At 40.2% G+C, this 21,291-nt stretch carries 14 protein-coding genes; all 14 read left to right on the forward strand.

Annotated features, from left to right (window positions below; all coding sequences use genetic code 11):
• Position 1 precedes the first annotated feature (1 nt).
• The 14 genes from IEV91_RS13475 to IEV91_RS13540 all read left to right on the forward strand — a co-directional run bounded on the left by IEV91_RS13475 (position 2) and on the right by IEV91_RS13540 (position 21,091).
• Positions 2-1,024 carry a Gfo/Idh/MocA family protein gene (locus IEV91_RS13475; RefSeq protein WP_188497941.1) on the forward strand — a complete coding sequence of 341 codons (1,023 nt, stop codon included), beginning with the start codon at positions 2-4 and terminating at the stop codon, positions 1,022-1,024.
• 44 nt (positions 1,025-1,068) lie between these two features.
• Entirely contained in the window at positions 1,069-2,037 is a 969-nt protein-coding gene (locus tag IEV91_RS13480) for a sugar phosphate isomerase/epimerase family protein (protein ID WP_188497942.1), read from the forward strand.
• Between the two features lie 324 nt (positions 2,038-2,361).
• Complete coding sequence (locus IEV91_RS13485) at positions 2,362-3,285, forward strand: ArsR/SmtB family transcription factor (RefSeq protein ID WP_229745598.1); 924 nt, start codon at positions 2,362-2,364, stop codon at positions 3,283-3,285.
• Positions 3,286-3,552: 267 nt separating this feature from the next.
• Positions 3,553-4,848: an ABC transporter substrate-binding protein gene (locus tag IEV91_RS13490; protein WP_188497944.1), complete on the forward strand. Its 1,296-nt coding sequence runs from the start codon at positions 3,553-3,555 to the stop codon at positions 4,846-4,848.
• Between the two features lie 50 nt (positions 4,849-4,898).
• Entirely contained in the window at positions 4,899-5,780 is an 882-nt protein-coding gene (locus IEV91_RS13495; RefSeq protein ID WP_188497945.1) for a carbohydrate ABC transporter permease, read from the forward strand.
• Positions 5,780-6,598, forward strand: coding sequence for a carbohydrate ABC transporter permease (locus tag IEV91_RS13500; protein ID WP_188497946.1), 819 nt, complete (start codon positions 5,780-5,782; stop codon positions 6,596-6,598). The genes IEV91_RS13495 and IEV91_RS13500 overlap by 1 nt, the downstream gene beginning before the upstream one ends.
• A gap of 29 nt (positions 6,599-6,627) precedes the next feature.
• Positions 6,628-8,385, forward strand: a complete 1,758-nt coding sequence (locus IEV91_RS13505; RefSeq protein WP_229745599.1) for a glycoside hydrolase family 2 protein — start codon at positions 6,628-6,630, stop codon at positions 8,383-8,385.
• A gap of 69 nt (positions 8,386-8,454) precedes the next feature.
• Entirely contained in the window at positions 8,455-9,294 is an 840-nt protein-coding gene (locus IEV91_RS13510; protein ID WP_188497947.1) for an MBL fold metallo-hydrolase, read from the forward strand.
• Between the two features lie 42 nt (positions 9,295-9,336).
• Positions 9,337-11,211: a beta-L-arabinofuranosidase domain-containing protein gene (locus tag IEV91_RS13515; RefSeq protein WP_188497948.1), complete on the forward strand. Its 1,875-nt coding sequence runs from the start codon at positions 9,337-9,339 to the stop codon at positions 11,209-11,211.
• Between the two features lie 269 nt (positions 11,212-11,480).
• A complete protein-coding gene (locus IEV91_RS13520) occupies positions 11,481-13,694 on the forward strand; it encodes an alpha-galactosidase (protein ID WP_188497949.1) in 2,214 nt (737 codons plus the stop codon).
• Positions 13,695-14,230: 536 nt separating this feature from the next.
• Entirely contained in the window at positions 14,231-16,774 is a 2,544-nt protein-coding gene (locus tag IEV91_RS13525) for a beta-mannosidase (protein WP_229745600.1), read from the forward strand.
• Positions 16,775-16,918: 144 nt separating this feature from the next.
• The gene (locus IEV91_RS13530) at positions 16,919-18,103 is read left to right on the forward strand and encodes an MFS transporter (protein WP_229745601.1); all 1,185 of its coding nucleotides are present in this window, start codon (positions 16,919-16,921) and stop codon (positions 18,101-18,103) included.
• A gap of 629 nt (positions 18,104-18,732) precedes the next feature.
• Positions 18,733-19,722, forward strand: a complete 990-nt coding sequence (locus IEV91_RS13535; protein ID WP_188497951.1) for a LacI family DNA-binding transcriptional regulator — start codon at positions 18,733-18,735, stop codon at positions 19,720-19,722.
• Positions 19,723-19,789: 67 nt separating this feature from the next.
• Positions 19,790-21,091, forward strand: a complete 1,302-nt coding sequence (locus tag IEV91_RS13540; RefSeq protein ID WP_188497952.1) for an ABC transporter substrate-binding protein — start codon at positions 19,790-19,792, stop codon at positions 21,089-21,091.
• The last annotated feature ends 200 nt before the right edge of the window (positions 21,092-21,291 follow it).

The following is a 21,291-nucleotide window of genomic DNA, read 5'->3' on the forward strand; positions in this document are numbered from 1 at the left end:
CATGAGTAAGGTTAGAGTGGGTGTCATTGGTTGTGGCGCCATTGCCATTAGAAGGCATTTACCTGAGTATGCGGGATTAGAAAATGTAGATATCGTCGCTGTGTGTGATATTGTGCCTGAACGTGCAGAAGAAGTCGCTCACCAATATGGTGCGACAGCTTATACGGACTACAAAGAGCTTTTAAAGGATGGAAGTATCGATGCCATAAGTGTATGTCTTCCTAACTATCTTCACGCACCAGTCTCTATTGATTCTCTGAATGCAGGAAAACATGTCTTGTGTGAAAAGCCGATGGCCACCTCAAGAGAAGAAGCGGAAGCCATGATTGCAGCGGCAAAAGAAAACGGAAAAAAATTAATGATTGCTCATAATCAACGCTTTGTGAGCTCCCATGTCAAAGCGAAGCAGATTCTCGACAGCGGGGAGTTAGGAAAGGTCTACACCTTTAGAACCACTTTTGGTCATCCAGGACCTGAAGCATGGAGCGTAGATGGTGCTGGAAGCTGGTTCTTTGATAAAAAGAGAGCCTTTATTGGTGCCCTTGGCGACTTAGGGGTCCACAAATCTGATTTGATTCGTTATCTCCTCGGTGAAATTGTAGAAGTAGGTTCTTTGGTTGAAACGAATGCCAAAGAGAATACGGATGTCGATGATAACGCGGTCACATTATTGAAGACTGAAAGCGGTGCGATCGGGACGCTGACTGCAAGTTGGTCCTATGTAAGAAATGGGGATAATTCCACTGTTATCTACTGTGAAAAGGGTGTGCTTCGTCTTGAAGATGATCCTAAGTATTCTTTAATTGTAGAATACAAAAATGGTGAAACCGTTAATTATGAGTTAGACAAAATCCAGACGAATGAAGAGGGTGGACAAACGACCACTCACGTCATGGAAAACTTTATAGAGAGTATTGTGAATGATACAGTGCCTCCAGTTCCAGGTGAGGAAGGCATGAAGTCTCTTCAGGTGATTATTGCCGCACTAGAGTCCAATGAGACTAAGACATTTATTCAATTATAAATTTAAATGACAATGGACAGGTCAACTTCTAGGAGGTTTTATTAGTGAAACTAGGTGTATTTACAGTTCTATTTGCAGACCAATCTTTTGAAGATATGTTGGATACAGCACAAAAGGCAGGACTAGATGCCGTGGAGATCGGTACAGGAGGAAATCCCGGAAATGCCCATTGCCCGTTAGATGAACTTCTTGAGAGTGAGGAAAAGCGTAAGCAGTACATGGAGGCCATTGAATCACGTGGTCTTACCATCAGCGCGTTTAGCTGCCATGCGAATCCAATTTCACCGGATGCTGCTTATGCCAAAGAATCTCATGAAACTTTTATTAAAACAGTCAGACTTGCAGAAATGCTCAAGGTTCCTGTAGTGAACTGTTTTTCAGGAACTGCTGGTGACCACGAAGGCGCTAAGTATCCAAACTGGCCAGTTGTTCCATGGCCAACGGAATATGCGGATGTCCTTAAATGGCAGTGGGAAAAGAAGCTTATTCCTTATTGGAAAGAGGCAGGAAAGTTCGCACAGGATCATAATGTAAAAGTGGGACTTGAACTCCATGGTGGTTTCCTTGTTCATACCCCTTATACAATCTTAAAGCTAAGAGAAGCGACTTGTGATGCTATCGGTGCGAACCTTGATCCTAGTCATTTATGGTGGCAAGGTATTGATCCTGTTGGTGCCATTAAGATCTTAGGAAAAGCAGGAGCGATTCACCATTTCCACGCGAAAGATACTTACATTGATCAAGACAATGTTAACATGTACGGACTCACCGATATGCAGCCTTATGAAAATGTTCAAACGCGGGCATGGACCTTCCGTTCGGTGGGCTGTGGTCACAGTGTGAGCGAGTGGTCTGACATGATGAGTGCTTTAAGAACCTATGGCTATGATTATGTCGTCAGCATTGAGCACGAGGATCCATTAATGTCCATTGAAGAAGGCTTTAACCGTGCCGTAACCAATCTAAAAACAGTATTGATTAAAGATCAACCCGCTGATATGTGGTGGGCATAGTCAATTGCATAGAAACTTATTTTGAAGGCATTAAGGGGCATCACTTTTGGTGATGTCTTCTTTTTTTACACTTAATATATACCTGATACGATGATCAAAGTTTTATGGTGAGAGGGTAAAAAATATGCTTTTAGGAAGGGGGAATCTAATGTTTGAGTGAGAAAGCACGAACATTAGGCTGGACTGAGGTGGTGAATGACAATCCAAGCTTCAATCCAAAAATCAAAGGCAGGGTGAATAATTTCCGATTTAAGAACCGCTTTTTTAGTTTGGAGAATGTGTGTTATTATTTCAATAAATGTTGTAATAAAAAGGGGGATTTTTTTGAAAAACTTGCAGCTAAATTCTGAGAATGCAATGCCTATCTTAAAAGCGTTGGCAAATGAACATCGAATGAAGATATTAACAATGCTAAATAAAGGGCCGCTTAATGTTAATGAAATATCGGAAAGGCTTCATTTACCCTTTTCTACAACAGCTGTTAATGTAAAAAAGCTTGAAGATGCTGGATTAATTACGACAGAAATGATACCAGGAAGAGGGAGTCAAAAGATTAGTTCTAGCAGATATGATAGAATCTCGATTGAATTAAAAAATGACCTCCCTGCTCCAAATGATAGTATTATTATTGAAATGCCTATTGGTGAATATGTGAATTGTGAAGTCGCGCCTACGTGTGGTTTATTAAGTGAAGATGAGATCTTAGGACTACACGATGATCCAAGAAGTTTTTATGAACCCATACATAAACAAGCCCAATTATTATGGTTCAGATCCGGTCATGTTGAGTATCGTTTTCCCAATAGAATTCCTTATGGGGCATTAAGTACAGCATTTGAAATATCGGCAGAGCTTTGTTCAGAGGCTCCCTATTCAAAATTAGATTGGCCATCAGATATTACCCTTTGGATAAATGATGTTGAGCTGGGAACTTGGACCTCCCCAAGTGATTTTGGAGGCCAAAGGGGCTTTCTAACACCCACATGGTGGGAAACACATAACACTCAATATGGATTGCTGAAAAGATGGAGAATCACGGACCAAGGGTGCTATATTGACGGAACAAAGATTTCTGATACAACTATTGACGTCTTAAAGCTCTCTTCAAAACCTTATATTTCGGTAAAATTTGGTGTGAAGGAGGATGCTGTCAATAAGGGTGGAATGAACTTGTTTGGTAAAAGGTTTGGCAACTATGAGCAAGATATTATTATGAAGGTGCAATATGTGAAGAAAGATGTTGAGTAATTTACTCAAGGAAAAGATGATGATTGTGGGGCCACTCGTTAACTCTTAGTCACACATTCCTCATCTTTTTTATATTTTTTATTGTAATAAAACAATTTTTAATGTTATATTAATGGTAATGAAAGAAGTGGCCCTTTTCTCATTAATTTTATTGTAAGCGATATCAGTCTGTGGTTAGTTTTTTTGGTATTCTACTAAATTAAATTAATTAATTTAGTAGAATGGTGCAATTGATGATTTACATAATGGAGTTAAGGAGGGAGAAGGTTGAAGCGAGTATTCGTTGTCCTTTTATGTTCGATAGCGTTGTTTTCCTTTTCAACAGCATGTTCAACGGCGGGAAGTACATCAGAGTCAGCGAAAGGCAAAATCACATTACAATATTGGACGTTGTTTGGTGGTGGGGATGCAGAATATATGCAGCAAATTGTAGATAAGTTTAACAAGACTCATCCAAATATCCATGTCAATAATATGCAACTGGACTCTACGCAATATTATACCAAGCTTGTTTCAGGGGTGGCAGCAGGCCGTTCTCCAGATGTAGCCATTTCGCATATCACAATGATGCCAGAACTTGAAAACTTAGGGATTCTATCACCAGTAGATGACATCATAAATGAAACAAAGGTAAATGTGAAATGGGATGATTTTAATCAAAATATATTAAAGTCATCTATCTTTAATGGTGAACATTATTCATTACCCATCGATACTCATCCCTTTGTCATGTTTTACAATAAAAAATATCTAAAAGAAGCAGGGCTTTTAGATGCGAGCGGAAATCCGATAATAGGAAAAGGCCCGGATGGTTTTCTTAACTTTTTACAGCAATTGAAGGAAAAGTTACCCGATGATGTTGCACCCTTTTCCTTATCGAATGGGGGAGACGATCCTTATCGCCTCTGGTGGGCACTTTATTTCCAACAAGGAGCGGAAGGCATTGTTTCTAAGGATTTACAAAGGTCGGCTTTAGATATGGATAAGGCAATTAAAGCAGCCCAGTTCATAAAAGACTTGTATTTTAAACAAAAATTTATTCCGAGAAATATTGCAGACTTTTATCAAATGTTCCAGACACAAAAGGCTGCTATTACAATGACAGGGGTTTGGGCAACTGGAACGTGGGCATCGACTAAGGGACTGGATTTTGGAGCGATGAACATTCCAAATATTTTTGGGAAGCAAGTGACGTGGGGAGATTCTCATAATCTGATATTTCCTGTTCAAAAGAATCCTGATCCTAAGAAACAGAAAGCTGCGCTAGAATTTGCCAAGTTTGTTGAAGAAAATGGTCAAATGTGGGCTCAGGCTGGGCATGTTCCAGCGAATACAACCAACTGGGATAAACCCGATTTTACAAAGTTGCCTTATCGTAAAGAATATACAAAGGTTGCGAGTACGGTTGCCTTTCCGAGACAAACGGCAGAGTTTGGGGGAATTAAGGATTTTATGATGGAAGATTTAGATACGATTTGGAATGGTAGTGTTTCTCCAGAGCGAGCATTTAAGAAACTCAATAATCAAATCAATGATTTACTCAAAAATTCGATTTTGAAATAGTTAAAATCAAGGGTTGACTTAGAATTTTTTGATGTGAGGAGAGGTGAAGGATGAGAAACAAAAGGATTTCAGGGAATATCAAGGCCATCCCTTTTTTACTTCCTTTTTTTGTGGTCTATGTTCTCTTTACCATTTGGCCGATTATAAAAGGGCTACAAATGAGTTTTTATGATTGGTCCATTATTAAAAAGATTAGATTTATCGGCCTAGAAAACTATGCTCAAATGCTTCATGATCCCGATTTTTGGGCATCGCTATGGCATACGACTTTGTTTGTTCTATTTTCGACACCCACAATGGTCATTCTTGCATTAGTTCTGGCTTTATTAGCCAATAAGAAATCAAAATTACAAGCCTTTTATCGAGGGGCTTACTTTTTACCGACTATACTCTCTGTCTCAGTGATCTCGTATCTTGCTATTTTTATGTTACAACCCTATTCAGGATTTATAAATTCTTTTCTTCATCTCATAGGGATTCATGCTGAACCCTTTTGGATGGCTGGTCCTCACTTAGCTTGGGTGTCTATTGTTGGAGTGACTTTATGGTGGACGGTTGGCTTTAATATGATCCTGTTTCTCGCGGCATTACAAGATATTCCTGATTATATGTATGAAGCTGCGAAGATTGATGGGGCGACGCGTTGGCAGTTATTTTGGAACATTACGCTTCCACAATTAATTCCTGTGGGACGAATTATTCTTTTGTTACAAGTGCTTGCTTCCTATAAAATTTTTGCACAAATCATGTTGATTACTAATGGTGGCCCTGGGACATCGACCAGACCCATTATTCAATATATTTATCAAACAGGTTTTCATAAATATAATCTTGGCTATGCGGCGACAATGTCCTACGGTCTATTTGTTATCTTACTGATTTTATCTATTTTGCAATTAAAAGGACAAACAAGTCAAGGAGGGGAAAGCTAATGAGAAAATCGAGAGCGGTAATGGGGAATTTACTTCCTTTTATCATAGCCATCATTTTTATTTTCCCTATTATATGGATGCTTTTTGTTTCTCTTAAGCCTCAAGGGCTGGGGATTAGTAATCCTTTAAAATGGTTTTTACCTCCTTATACATTTACAAACTATGTTCACATTATTGCAGATTTCCAAGTTTTAAGGTGGTTGCTAAATAGTTTATTTGTAGGTATAGTAACTACAATTATTACTCTTATTGTGACCTCGCTAGCGGCATTTGCTATTTCTAAAATCAATTTTCAATATAAAAAGTTTATTTTTATCTTTTTCTTAATTGGGCTTATGGTTCCTGGGGAGGCAACCCTTATACCGTTGTATCAAATTGCCCAAAGTATGCACATTTTGGATTCGTATATCGGGTTGATTGTCCCGGGGATTGCGTCTCCTTTAGGTGTCATTGTTCTAAAAAGTTTTTTTGATAGCGTCCCCAAGGAGGTTATTGAAAGTGCAAGAATGGATGGGTGTTCTTTATTCAGAATCTATTACTCTATAGTCCTTCCACTAGCAAAGCCTGCACTGGCCTCTATAGCTATATTCACTTTTATTGGCTCTTGGAATAACTTTCTTTGGCCATATATGATCACTTTCTCAGATCACTTATATACATTGCCTGTAGGTATTCCTGTATTTAATTCAAATTATTCACAGGACTATATCTTACCGATGACAGTAAATGCTGTATCTTCTATTCCCTTAATTATCGCCTTTTTCTTCTTTGAAAAACAAATTGTCAAAGGCATTAGCTTTTCGGGAATTAAAGGATAATCATAAGAAAAATTAAAGGAGAGGTTACGATGAAGATGTCTACACTAAACGAAGAAACACATCCAACGCCACAATTTACAAGAGGGGAATGGATAAATCTCAACGGAGAATGGGATTTTGCTTTTGACGATGACAATCAAGGCGAAAAGGAGAACTGGTTTGCTAAACACTCCTTCGATAAGAAAATACAGGTTCCCTTTACTTATGAAACAAAAGCAAGTGGGATTGGAGAAGAAAAATTCCATCCTTATATTTGGTATCGTCGCTCTTTTGAAGTTCCAGATCATGTTCAAGACCAACGGACGATTTTGCATTTTAATGCTTCGGACTATATTACGAAGGTCTGGGTTGATGGTGTTTTTGTTGGTCAACATCAAGGCGGCTATACGCGATTTAGTTTTGATGTGAGTGATGTTCTCCAAGAAACTGAGCAACATGAGCTTGTAGTTAAGGTAGAGGATTCCGATAGCTGTGCTCAACCACGCGGGAAGCAGCGTTGGATTGCCGAGAACTTTGGCTGCTGGTATGTTCAAACCACAGGAATTTGGCAAACAGTTTGGTTAGAATTTGTGAATCGCGCCCATCTTGAGTCTGTAAAAATCACACCGGATGTCGACACCTCATCGGTTGCTATCGAATATCTCATTGAGGGAGTGGACGCGAATCGAGGGTTAACCCTAAAGACAGATATCCAGTTTAAAGGGCAACCCGTCAAATCATTTATTCAAAATGTTGACTCATCCTCTTCTGAAATAAAAATCAAGATGACGAGTGATGTTGAAGAATGGAAGCTGAAGCTCTGGCATCCTCATCACCCTAATCTCTATGACGTCACATTCACACTTTATGAGGGTGAGAAGGAACTGGATCAGGTCTATTCTTACTTTGGGATGCGTAAAGTATCTATAGAAAACGGTAAAGTGTTATTAAATAATTCACCGATCTACCAAAAATTGATCCTTGACCAAGGTTATTGGCCTGATACCCATCTTACGCCTCCTTCTGAAGAAGCACTTATTGAAGATATTGATAGAACACTAGAAATGGGCTTTAACGGTGCTCGTAAACACCAAAAAATTGAAGATCCTTGTTATCTTTACTGGTGTGACAAAAAAGGGTTGCTGGTTTGGTCAGAAGTGGCGGCAACCTATGAATTCTCTGATGAAGCTATCGATAATTTTACAACCGAATGGATGGAAATTGTTCGTCAGAATTATAATCATCCCTCGATCATCACTTGGACACCATTCAATGAATCTTGGGGTGTGAAGCAAATCTTTAATCAGAAAAAGCAGCAGAGATTCACTGAATCTATTTATTATTTAACGAAAGCTATTGATGACATGCGGCCAGTTATTGTTAATGATGGCTGGGAGCATACCATTTCCGATATCCTCACCTTACACGATTATGAAGAGTTAGGTTCTGCCCTTTATAAGCGTTACGAGGATAAAGAAAAAATAGTTACAAATAGCGTTCCTCATAACAAGGATAAGTACGCTTTTGCCAAAGGCTATGAGTATAAAGGCCAACCCATTATTATAAGTGAGTATGGTGGGATTGCATTTGACGAAGGCCGTGGTTGGGGCTATGGGCATCAAGTCACAACTGAAGAAGAGTTCTTTAAACGTTATCATGAGATCACTCAGGCAATTAAAGACCTTGATTATGTTTCAGGGTATTGCTATACGCAAATCACAGATGTTCAGCAGGAAATTAATGGCCTATTAACGGAGGACCGGAAGCCGAAAGTTGATCTAAAAAAAGTACGTGAAGTCAATAAATAAAAAAGTTGGAAGTGCTCTTCTTTTGAAGAGTGCTTCTTTCTAATCATAAAAAAAGGCGAGGGGTTATGAATGAAAAATGGAGTCGCTTTAGCTAAAGAAATTGAATCTACAGATATGCCTTATGGAACAGTAGCCATTTGGCATCTCGGACAATCAGGGGTGATCATTAAAGGACAAAGAAATGCAGGGGCAATCGTCATCGATCCTTATATTACCGAATCGATTGAAAGTAAGAATGCTACAACAGAATTTAAAAGAGCATTTTCTCCACCGATTTCGCCCAGTGAACTGACACAAATTTCAGGTATTTTAGTCTCGCATTATCATGATGATCATCTTGATGTGGGATCTATTTGTGGCATCGCTGCTTCTAATGAAGAGGCGACCATTGTTGTTCCTGCTTCCCATCGCGCTTTGCTGGCGGATAAGATTCAACTAGACAAGCTTAAGGGGGTAAAAAATGAAGATGCTTTCTTTGTGAAGGAATTTAAAGTCATCCCTATTCCCGTCGCACATACAGAATATGACAGCGATGCTGAGGGCCATCCTTTTTACTTCGGCTATTTTATTGAAGTTAATGGGGTCAAACTCTTTCACAGTGGTGATACATTGGTCACAGAACCCATCATTAAAGCGGCGAAAGCCTTTCAACCGGATATCGCTTTTCTCCCCATTAACGGTGGAGATTATGCGAGAACCAAGCGTGGGATTATAGGCAACATGAACTTTAGAGAGGCTACAGATTTTGCGGTTGAAGTAGGCATTGATATGCTTCTTCCCATTCACTTTGACCTCTTTCCAAATAATCGAGACAATCCCGCTTATTTTGTGGATTACTTGTTGCAGCATTATCCGCACCAAAAGTTTCATATGATGACAGCTGGTGAACGCTTTATTTACTATAAATGATGGTCACTTTTAAAGAGATAAAAGTATAAGGAGGAAAAGAAGATGGAGAAAGCCTTATTAAGTGAGACGATGTTTCGCGCTCTGCCCTTAGGAAGCGTGAAGCCGGCGGGCTGGTTACTCAATCAATTGCACATCCAGGCGGAAGGATTAACCGGGCATCTGCATGAGCACTGGAAGGATGTTGGACCTGATAATGGTTGGTTAGGAGGTGAAGGTGACAGTTGGGAAAGAGGTCCCTATTATTTAGATGGGTTGCTGCCACTCGCTTATTTATTGGAGGATGACCATTTAATAGCTAAAGTTCAACCGTGGATAGAATGGACATTGCAAAGTCAAAAAAAAGATGGGTCATTCGGTCCCAGTCACCTTAAGACTGTTAATACTGAGGTAGAGGACCAGGATTGGTGGCAGGATTTCATCATGCTCAAGGTGTTGACACAGTACGAAGAAGTTACCCATGATGAACGCGTGATCCCTTTCATGCTTAAGTATTGTCATTACTTAAAAGCGGCTTTACTTAAGTATCCCTTGAAAGAATGGGCAATGGCCCGTGGAGCTGACCTTCTTTTATCGATCCAGTGGCTATATGAGAGAACTGGAGAGGACTCATTAATAGAGCTTGCTGAGCAAGTGCGTGAACAAACAATGGACTGGAGTACCCTTTTTGATCATTTCCCTTTTTGGCGGAAACAGAAGGAATGGGATCATCGCATTCACGTGGTTAATGTTGCTATGGGCATTAAAGCCCCTGCTGTGTTTTATCGACAGACTCAGAATGATTGGGAAAAGGAAAGTGTTTATAAAGGCATTAAAAGTTTGATGACATACCATGGTCAAGCCCATGGCATGTTTTCTGGGGATGAATGGTTATCGGGAACACATCCCAGCCAAGGTGTTGAATTATGTGCTGTAGTGGAGTACATGTTTAGTATGGAAAATTTAGTCCGCATATTAGGAGATGGAAAGTTTGCAGATATTCTTGAAAAGGTTGCCTTCAATGCCCTACCTGCAACCATCTCTCCAGATTGGGATGCGCATCAGTACGATCAACAGGTTAATCAAATTATCTGTAACGCAGCACGCCGCCCGTGGATTAATGCCCCAGATTCCAATATCTTTGGATTAGAACCCAACTTTGGGTGTTGTACGTCTAACATGCATCAAGGCTGGCCAAAATTTGTCGCCAGTTTATGGATGGCCACTCAGGATAAGGGGCTAGCTGCAATTTCCTATGCTCCATGTCAAGTCGTAACAACAGTTGCGGAGGAAGTTGAGGCACAATTGGATGTGAAAACAGACTATCCGTTTCGTGAGCAAGTCTCAATAAAGCTGACCTTATCAGAGAATACGGAGTTTCCGATGTATTTAAGAGTTCCAGAGTGGTGTGAAGCACTTGAAATAAAGATCAATGAAGAACGCCAACAAGTTGAGACGATGAACCAAGGCTTTGCCATTGTGAAGCGCCTGTGGCATGATGGAGACTGCATTGAAGTGACTTTGCCGATGCAAGTTCAATTTGAAGAGCGCAATAACTTGGCGGTGAGTGTTACAAGAGGACCGCTTGTCTATGCATTACCTCTAGGTGAACAATGGGTTCGTGTCCAAGAGCGAGAGCGATTCCATGACTGGGAGATCTACCCTAAAAAGGCTTGGCACTATGCGCTTTTGACACAAGCCGAACCCCAATCCAGGTTTACAAAAGATAAGGTTGAACGTCAACCGTTTGCATTAGACAATGCCCCAATCAAACTCATAGTGAAGGGGCGTCTCATTTCAAATTGGATAATGGAAAATAACTCAGCAGGAGATCCTCCGCTTAATCCTATCCCTTATCCTCATGCACCGATCGAAACATTGGAACTCATTCCTTATGGAGCGGCGCGTCTCAGGATCGCAGAGTTTCCGGCATTATACTAATCCACCTATTCAGCGGCCAAGGGCTTTTGTTTTCTAGATAGAGTTCTTGGCTTATTTTAGTTTAAAAAGGAGTCGGAAGTGATCGAGGTGAATATGGAAGGTCAGTAACAGCGACTCTTTAAGTGAAATAAAAATGATAAGATCCTTTCCATTGACAGCGGTAATTGAAAGCGTTAACTTAATAGTTAATTAATTTAATTAAAATATATTTTTCTCTATACTAGGGCGAAAACTTGCATAGAGAGTCAATGTTTGAATGGAGGAATCATATGCCAATATATTTCAATGAAGTGACGAAAGAGTTTCATCTACAAAATGAGTCGACTAGTTATATTTTTAAGGTCTTACAAAATGGACAGTTGGGGTCTCTCTACTATGGGAAAGCGATCCAACACCAAGAGGCCTTTCCACATTTTTATTATCAACGCGAGATGCCAAGTTCCACCTTCCTTGATGACGATCCGACATTTTCGTTAGATATGATCAAACAAGAGTATCCTTCTTATGGCACGACTGATTTTAGGGAGCCAGCGATTCAAATCACACAAGAAAATGGCAGTAGAATTTCAGATTTTAAATATAAGACCCATAGAATTGTTAAAGGGAAACCCAAGCTTAAAGGATTACCTGCTTCTTATGCTGAGAATGAAGAAGAGGTAACAACACTTATTGTCACCTTATATGATGAAGTGATTCAAGCTGAATGTGAACTTTATTATTCAATCTATGAAACTTATAATGTCTTGACCCGCAGCACTCAAATCATCAATAAGGGTGAGCAGGCCTTAACCATCAACAGGCTGTTGAGCACAAGTATAGACTTCCCAGATTCTGATTATGAATGTCTACAATTATCAGGGACTTGGGCACGCGAAAGGCATATTAAAACAAGAAAATTACAACCCGGAATTCAAAGTATTTCAAGTACAAGAGGCACAAGTAGTGCCCAACAAAACCCATTTATTGCGCTTAAGAGAGAAGCCACGACTGAAAACCAAGGCGAAGTGTATGGATTTAATCTTGTCTATAGTGGCAACTTTTTAGCCCAAGTTGAAGTCGACCCCTTTGATGTGGCAAGAGTTATGATAGGGATTAATCCCTTTGATTTTAGTTGGCGATTGGAGCAAGGGGAATCTTTTCAAACCCCTGAAGCCGTTTGCGTTTATTCTGATCAAGGACTAAATAAAATGAGTCAAATCTATCATCAGTTTTATAGAGAACGCATGGCCCGTGGTAAATGGCGGGATCGTGAAAGACCGGTGCTTATTAACAACTGGGAAGCAACTTATTTTGATTTTAATGAAGAGAAGCTATTAGAGATTGCTAGAACGTCGAAGAACCTTGGTGTCGAATTGTTTGTCTTGGATGATGGTTGGTTTGGCAGGCGAGACAATGATCGCTCTTCATTAGGAGATTGGTTTGTAGACACCCGTAAGTTACCGAATGGGATTAAAGGATTGGCAAATAAGATTAAGGCTTTGGGGCTTGACTTTGGCCTATGGTTTGAGCCCGAAATGGTTTCAAAGGTGAGTGAACTTTACGAGCAACACCCTGACTGGATCATCCATGTTCCTGATCGTACACCCTCACAAGGGAGACACCAATATGTTCTCGATTTCTCGAGGAAAGAGGTTGTGGATTACATCTTTGAAAAGATGTGTGCCATCATTGATGATGCCTCCATCTCTTATATCAAATGGGATATGAATCGAAACATGACTGAAATTGGCTCTTTTAATTTAACGGCCGATCGCCAGCAAGAGGTCGCTCATCGTTACATTTTAGGGGTTTATGATTTATATGAGAGATTGACGACAAAATACCCAGAGATTCTTTTTGAATCGTGTGCTAGTGGAGGGGCTCGTTTTGATCCAGGAATGCTGTATTATGCGCCGCAGGCTTGGACGAGTGATGATACGGATGCGATTGAGCGCCTTAAAATTCAGTATGGCACGTCGATGGTCTATCCGATCAGTTCGATAGGGGCCCATGTTTCAGCAGTACCGAACCATCAAGTAGGTCGATTGACGAGTTTAGAGACACGAGCAAATGTGGCTTATTTTGGGGCCTTTGGGTATGAGCTAAATGTCAATGACATGACAAAGGATGAACAAGCACTCGTTCAGGACCAAATTGAATTTTTTAAGAAGCACCGCCGCCTATTTCAGTATGGAACGTTTTATCGATTAATCAGTCCTTTTGAAAGTGAAGGTGTGACCAGTTGGATGGTAGTATCAGCGGATCAGGATCAAGCAATATTCGGTTATTATCAGGCCCTAGCCCAGCCTAATGTGCGTCTTCCTAAAGTTAAGTTATTAGGACTAGACCCTACCAAAAAGTATCAATTAGAAGGTCATGAAGAGAGCTATCATGGAGATGAACTCATGCACTTTGGTTTGCATATGGAGCAACAACCGACACGAACCTCAGGAGATCACGGCGATTATCAGTCGAAGCTCTATGTTTTTAGGGCTTTAGGATAAAAGAAAATAAGGTTCTATAGTCGAAGAGAGGTACCTTAGGAAAACTAAGGTGCCTCTTGTCGTCTTTGCGGGTAAGCATAATTTCGCACCTTCCGCTCCACTGAATTGCTGTCGATGCTTTTTGTTAATTTTAGCCTTGATATGAGTTCCTTTTGTAAGTTGAGACTCACTTCTTTTGTTAGTGGGGGGTCTCTTTTGTTAGTCATATCCTTCTTTTATGCGAGTAGTTTAAGTCGAAAATCCATCTACACGTTCCATCGCAATCTCTATTAATGATGTGGAATTGAGCCAAGCAAAAGTCGCAGGTCATCAGTGGGCTTTCTTCGGCGTACGTAATCGGGGACTTCAAAAAATAAAAAAGACAAGGTTTTAGTCTTGACAGATGAACCCTATTTACTTGAAAATAAAGAATTGATACCGTTTACCTATTGAGGTAGATTTTTAAATTGAAATTGTTTAAGTTTTATAACATTGAGTATGAAAATTAATGAGGTAAGCCGTGTATAGAGCGCCTTAATTTAGGGAGAGTCGATTAAGTGGTAGAAGTGAAACAGCATGTATTAAATGAGTGGCAATTTAAAGCATCCAATACCTTAGAATGGTTGCCTGCAAAGGTTCCAGGTTGTGTACATACTGATTTATTGGAAAATAAAAAAATTCCTGATCCCTTTTATGGAAAGAATGAACGAGATTTACAATGGATTGATAAGCAAGATTGGGAATACGAAACAACGTTTGCAGTTTCTGAAGATGTATTAAATAGAGAGCATGTCCATCTTGTCTTTGAAGGCCTGGATACTTATGCGGACGTCTTCTTAAATGGGGAAAAATTATTTTTTGCGGATAATATGTTTCGGACTTGGAAGGCTGATGTTAAGTCCCTTTTGCGGAAGGAAAAGAACACTTTAAAAGTTTACTTTCATTCTCCCATTAACAAAGGTCTCGTAAAACTCGCACAACAGGGTTATGATCTGCCCGCAGGTAATGATGTCTCCGAAATAGGAGAAATTGGGGATAAAAGGGTGAGTGTGTTTACTCGTAAGGCGCCTTATCATTTTGGCTGGGATTGGGGTCCAAGATTTGTAACAAGTGGTATATGGAAGGATGTCTATTTGGAGGGCTGGGATCATAGCCGGATTACTGACCTTTATATAAAGCAGAATGAGATCAATGCATCATTGGCGAAAGTGACTGCAGTTATTGAAATAGAGTGCAGTGCTGATTTTGTTGGGAAGGTCAATGTTTCTACTGAAGGTCTTAGTTTAGAAAAGGAAGTCTCTTTGGATAAGGGGACGCATGTGATTGAGCTGGATGGAGAAATAGCTCAACCGAAGCTCTGGTGGAGCAACGGCTTAGGGGAACCTCATCTTTATGATTTCACAGCATCTTTAAGCGATAAAGACCAAGAATATTCTTCGAAGACCGTAAAAACAGGGTTGCGTTCATTACGTTTGGTCACTGAGAAGGATAAAGATGGCTCCTCTTTTTATTTCGAATTGAATGGTGTGCCGGTATTTGCTAAAGGGGCTAACCACATCCCTAATGATAGTTTTCTAACGTCCATTGATGATGAACGTTACAGATATGAAATACAAAGTGCTGCAGCTTCTAACATGAACATGCTTCGTGTTTGGGGCGGTGGTATTTATGAATACGATGTTTTCTATGAGCTTTGTGATGCTTATGGCATTCTTGTCTGGCAGGATTTCATGTTTGCTTGTAGCATGTACCCTGGAGATCAGGCCTTTTTAGAAAATGTTAAAATTGAAGCTGAAGAGAATATTAGACGGTTAAGAAATCATCCGTCCATTGCCCTGTGGTGTGGGAATAATGAGATGGATACGGCTTGGTCTCATTATGACGAAAATGCGGGCTGGGGCTGGAAAGAACAGTATGAGCCTGAATTACGAGAAAAAATATGGAAGGATTATGAGGCTGTATTCCATGAAATTTTACCTCAGGCGATTGAAAAGCATACACCTGGGACAGCCTATTGGCCATCTTCACCAATGCAAGCTTTAACAGGGGATATTCACCAGCATGCGACCAATGATTCACCACACGGGGATATTCATTATTGGGGTGTTTGGCACAATGTTGAGCCTTTTGAAAATTATAATGTAAAAATCGGAAGGTTCATGAGTGAATATGGCTTCCAATCATTCCCTGAAGAAAAAACAGTGCGGACCTATGCTGAAGAAGAGGATATGGCACTCGAATCCGAAGTGATGCTTCAACACCAAAGGAGTGGTGCTGGGAACCGGCTGATTAAAGAATACATGGAACAATACTTTAATGAGGCCAAGGATTTTCCCTCCTTCTTGTACATGAGTCAAGTTCAACAAGCTGAAGCGATTAAAATGGCTATTGAGGCCCACCGTCGTAAAATGCCTTTCACTATGGGAAGTTTATATTGGCAAATGAATGACTGCTGGCCCGTCGCTTCATGGTCAAGTATGGATTACTACGGCAGATGGAAGGCGCTACAATATTATGCTAAACGCAGCTTTCAGGACGTTATAGTTTCTATAGATGGTCGTGATCATCAAGTGAAAATTTATACCGTATCCGATAAGCTTGACGCTATTAAGGGCACACTTTCCATTAAACTTCTTAATTTTAAAGGAGATACGCTCAATGAGTGGCATGAAGAAATAACGGTGGCAAGCAATACATCACAAGTGGTATGGGAGAAGACCGAAGAACAAGTCTTAGGGAATCATTCCCCTCAAGAAACTTTTCTCTCTATAGAACTTCAAAGCGAGGATGAAATGCTTGATAATAAAGAACATTATTTTGTTCCATTAAAGGCCTTAAATCTTCCGACGCCAACGCTCTCCGTAACTGAAGTTGAAGGGAGTCAGGGTACTCAATTTACCATTGAAACGGATGTTCTTGCGAAACAAGTTTGGCTTTCTGCCGAGGAAGACGGTGTATTTACAGATAATTTCTTTGATCTTATTCCCGGAAAACCAATAACCATCGAATTCACAAAACAAGTAGCTGGAGAAAGACTGTTTGTTGCAGCAAAGCCGGGTAAAGTGGCGGTTCAATCCATGAAAGATTTTATTAAAGAATAGGTAATAAGAGAGTCAGAGCCTTCTGTTAATCTATTAACAGGAGGCTTAGCTATATAATCGCAAACGATTTTATATATTTTGGAGATTTGCTAAAGAGAGAGGCAGATCCTATTTACCATAATCTAAAAAATGGGAGCGTTGATTGTGCCAACAAATAATACTGTTCTTCCTTTGAGAATGCTTTTGTTTTGTTTTCACTCCGCTAACACGATTATTGTGAGCTTCTTGCCGATTTATTTAAAATATAAAGGATTGGATGGAGAACAGATTGGTTTGTTGCTTGCAGTGGGTCCTTTTGCTGCTCTAATTTCTCAACCGATTTGGGGCTACTTAAGTGATAAATATCATTCTGTTAAACGTTCCTTACTCATTTGTTTAATTGGGCTATTAATCAGCAGTTGTTTGTTTTTTAATATGAACACTTTTGTGACGTTGATTTTATTCGCTGTTGCATTTTATTTTTTTACTTCGCCTATCAGTGGTCTCGGGGATAGTTTATCGCAGAGAAAGTCGGCGGAACTCAATATTTCTTTTGGGAGCATACGCATGTGGGGGTCGATTGGATTTGCGACTTCTTCCTTATTGATTGGGCAGCTTCTTGGAAAGATAGGGGTTCAATATATGCTATTCCCTTATTTGTTTTATGGAAGCTTAGCCTTTATTGTATGCTTTTTTCTTCCCGATGTTAAAGGTGAAGGCACGAGTATACGGATTCGAGATATTTGGCGGCTATTAAAGAACATCCCTTTCCTTACTTTTTTACTTTTAGTGGTGTTTGTGACCATTACCCATAGGGCTAATGATAGTTTCATCAGTCTTTACCTCACTGAATTAGGAGGAGGAGAGGGTCTGATTGGATGGGCCTGGTTTGTCGGTGTAGCCAGTGAAGCGACGGTTTTTGCGCTCGGTACATTGTGGTTCAGACGTTTCCATGAACTCTTTTTTATTAGTGCAGCGGCTTTGCTTTATAGTATCCGCTGGTTTATTTATTCGTTAGTAGGCAGTCCACTTATTATTGTCGGTTTACAAGTCATGCATGGCATCTGTTTTGGGATCTTCTATCTGGCTTCTTTTAGCTATGTGACAAAGCTTATCCCGAAGGATTTACAATCGACAGGGCATCTTTTCTTTTTCTCCGTATATTTTGGATTTTCAGGGATTGTTGGTTCGCTGTTCGGTGGAGCCATTATTGATACGCAAGGTGGCGACTTGCTTTACTTTTGCTTAGGGTGGATGGCCCTGCTTGGGAGTATAGGCTTATTCATGTATTATCTGATGGTTCGACGTCGCTCGAAACTTCCTATTGAAAGTCCACACACAAGTGCATAGGCTATTCAAACTCTTTTTGAGCCTTCTAGACATTTCTAGGGGTCTTATTTTTTTGGACTAATTTATATGTTGGGTTCTATTACACTATTATGGAGGAGAAGTAAATTTGTAGAGTAATGTTAAGGACTAAAAGGTGATGACTCTGAGCTTTAGTATGGATTTCCGCTTTAGGTCGCTTGCTTTCCACATGCCCACACGATGTGGGTGGGAGTCGATGGCCCCGAAAAGTGCTTTTTACTTTTTTGGGGGATTGATGGGCGAGCTTTGGCGTTGGGGACCACACTTATCCTGAAGTGTTTCGAATCTCGCACCTACGCTCCAATCCACTTGATTTGCTGTCTGTCGATGCTTTTGCTCCCATTCGTGCGTTATTTGTTAATTGTAGCTGTCTTTTGTTAGTGTGACGCATTTTTTGGAGTCCGCTGCTTCTTTAGTGCAAGCGTAACGGTTTTTGTCAAATTTACCTTTGTTTATACCTTGGATCCTTGTAAAAATAATAAAAAATAATTTAAATTCGTTCTTGCTTTTAAAAGCGCTTTCAATTATAATAACTTTGAAAACGATTTCACTAATGGTTTTTGCGAAACCCTAACTCACCATGGGAGGTGTTCATCGCAGAGGAGGATTGTATGACAACGATTGAAGATGTTGCTAAGCTTACGGGATATTCACGGGCTACGGTCTCTAGGGTCATTAACAATTATCCTTATGTATCTGAAGAGAAAAGAAGAAAAGTACTTCAAGCGATGGAACAGCTTGGCTATGTTCCTAATTCAATTGCCCGGCAATTGCGCACCCGAATAAACGAAACGATAGGGGTATTGATCCCTAGACTTTCAAATCCGTTTTTTAGCAAACTTGTTGATTCCATGGAATCAATTGCTGCTGAGAATGGATTCCAAGTCATTGTATGCCAAACGCGATCCGAAAAGAGTCGTGAACTTTTATACCTTAACTGGTTAAAAACACGGCAGATGGGTGGTGTGATCATGGCATCCAGTGAAAATGATTGGGATGTTATTAAGGAGTACAGGGCGTTTGGTCCAATTATCTTTTGCAATGAATATCCTCCTCATACTGAGGCCCCGATTATTTGTCTCGATCAACATAAAGGAGGATATATTGGGACAAAGCATCTTATTGAGCGCGGTCATACTAAAATTGCCCACTGCTATGCTGGCAGCCAATTTACGAATATTAGAGAACGTTTCACAGGTCAAAAGCAGGCCTTAGAGGAATGTGGTCTTGAACTTCGTGAGGAATGGATTTTTAAGGACGCCTATGATACCCAAGATGGCAGACGCATTTACTATGAAATGATGGCACTGGAGAATCGTCCCGATGGTGTGTTCACAAGCAGTGATGAGGTTGCTTTAGGGATCCTGGCTGAGGCGAGAAAAAATCATACAAAAGTTCCCGAGGAATTAGCTGTCTTGGGATTTGACGATCAACCGATCGCAGAATTGGTTTATCCAAGTATTTCTACCGTTCATCAACCTGTAGAGAAAATGGGTAAAGCGGCGATTGAACTAATGATTAGCCTGCTAAAAGGGGAGCGAGAGCCTAGGCAACAAGTCATTGAACTCCCATTGCATCTGGTTATAAGAGAGTCTACTTAAGATTTTTATATGTTTCATTTGAAATCGTTTACAACCGAGAAATGGAAAATAAGGAGGAAATGGTGATATGAAAAAACTGAGCTTTTTAATGGTTATTGTCTTAGCATTTGGTCTTATATTAACGGCATGTTCATCATCAAAGGATGATTCATCAAGTTCATCAAGTGATGGGGGAAGCAAGGATTCTAAGGATAAAGATGTTACACTCGTTTATGCTCGTGGTAAAGATACAACCGATGCAACAAAGTCGATGATTGCAGCATTTGAGAAGGAACATCCAAATATTCATATTAAAGTTCAAGAAGAGCCTAATGATACAGGTAAACAACATGACGCCTATGTCACTGCTTTTAATGCTAAATCTTCAGCTATTGATGTTATTAATATGGATGTGGTTTGGCCAGCTGAATTTGCTCAGGCAGGCTATACTTTACCCCTCGATCGTTTTATTCAACAAGATAATGTTGATCTCAGCCAGTATAACAAAGGGGCTTTAAGTGCTGCTCAGTTCAATGGTAAACAGTGGGCTTTACCAATCTTCATTGATGCAGGTGTTTTATTCTATCGCACTGATCTTGTTAAATCACCACCGAAAACATGGGATGAGCTTATTGCTGACGCTAAGAAATTCCAAGGGAAAAATGGAACAAAGTATGGCATGGCTTTACAAGCAAAGCAGTACGAAGGTCTCGTTTGTAACGCTGTAGAATACCTTGGCAGCTATGGCGGCGCGTTTGTCGATAGTAATGGTAATGTAGCTGTTAACTCTCCAGAAACAGTAAAAGGTCTAAAAGAATTGAAAAAGGTTGCTGTTGACTCAGGCATTACCCCAGATAATGTGACGAACTTTGAAGAAACAGATACAGATAATTCCTTCGTCGAAGGACAAACGGTGTTTGCACGTAACTGGCCATATATGTGGGCAGATGCTAATGATAAAGACAAGTCAAAAGTCGTAGGTAAAGTTGGCGTTGCAGCAATTCCAGCCGGTGATAAGGGTTCTGCCTCTGCTCTTGGTGGTTGGCAAATGGGGATTAATAAATACTCCAAGCACCCACAAGAGGCTTGGGAATTCCTTAAATTCATGACAGGTAAAGAAGGCGAAAAAATTCAAGCTATTAAAGGCGGTAGTGCACCGGCCATTATGAGCTTGTATCAAGACCCAGATGTGCTTAAAGCTAATCCATTCTTTAAAGAAAAAGGATTTACCGACGCTGTTGCCAATGCAACGTCTCGTCCAGTCGCACCTAACTATCAAGAAATTTCAAGTATTATTCAGATTCATGTGTCTAAAATGTTGGCAGGTCAAGAAACACCAGAACAATCGGCCGCTAATATGGAAAAAGAAATGAAAGCTGCAATGAAATAAAGCTTTAAAAACATTGGCCTTCAAACTATTGGAGGCCAATGCATTTGAAACGAAGGACGTAGTCGTAGACGTCCATGTTTGATCGTTTATTAAAACGAGGTGTTAAAGATGAAGAGGACGAAAGTGCAGCGTAGAAATTCAGACTGGAAAGCCGCCTACCTGTTAATGGCGCCGGCTCTGATCTTAATTTTTGTCATCGC

This window comes from Pullulanibacillus pueri (genome assembly GCF_014639255.1).
In the GTDB taxonomy this organism is placed as follows: domain Bacteria; phylum Bacillota; class Bacilli; order Bacillales; family Sporolactobacillaceae; genus Pullulanibacillus; species Pullulanibacillus pueri.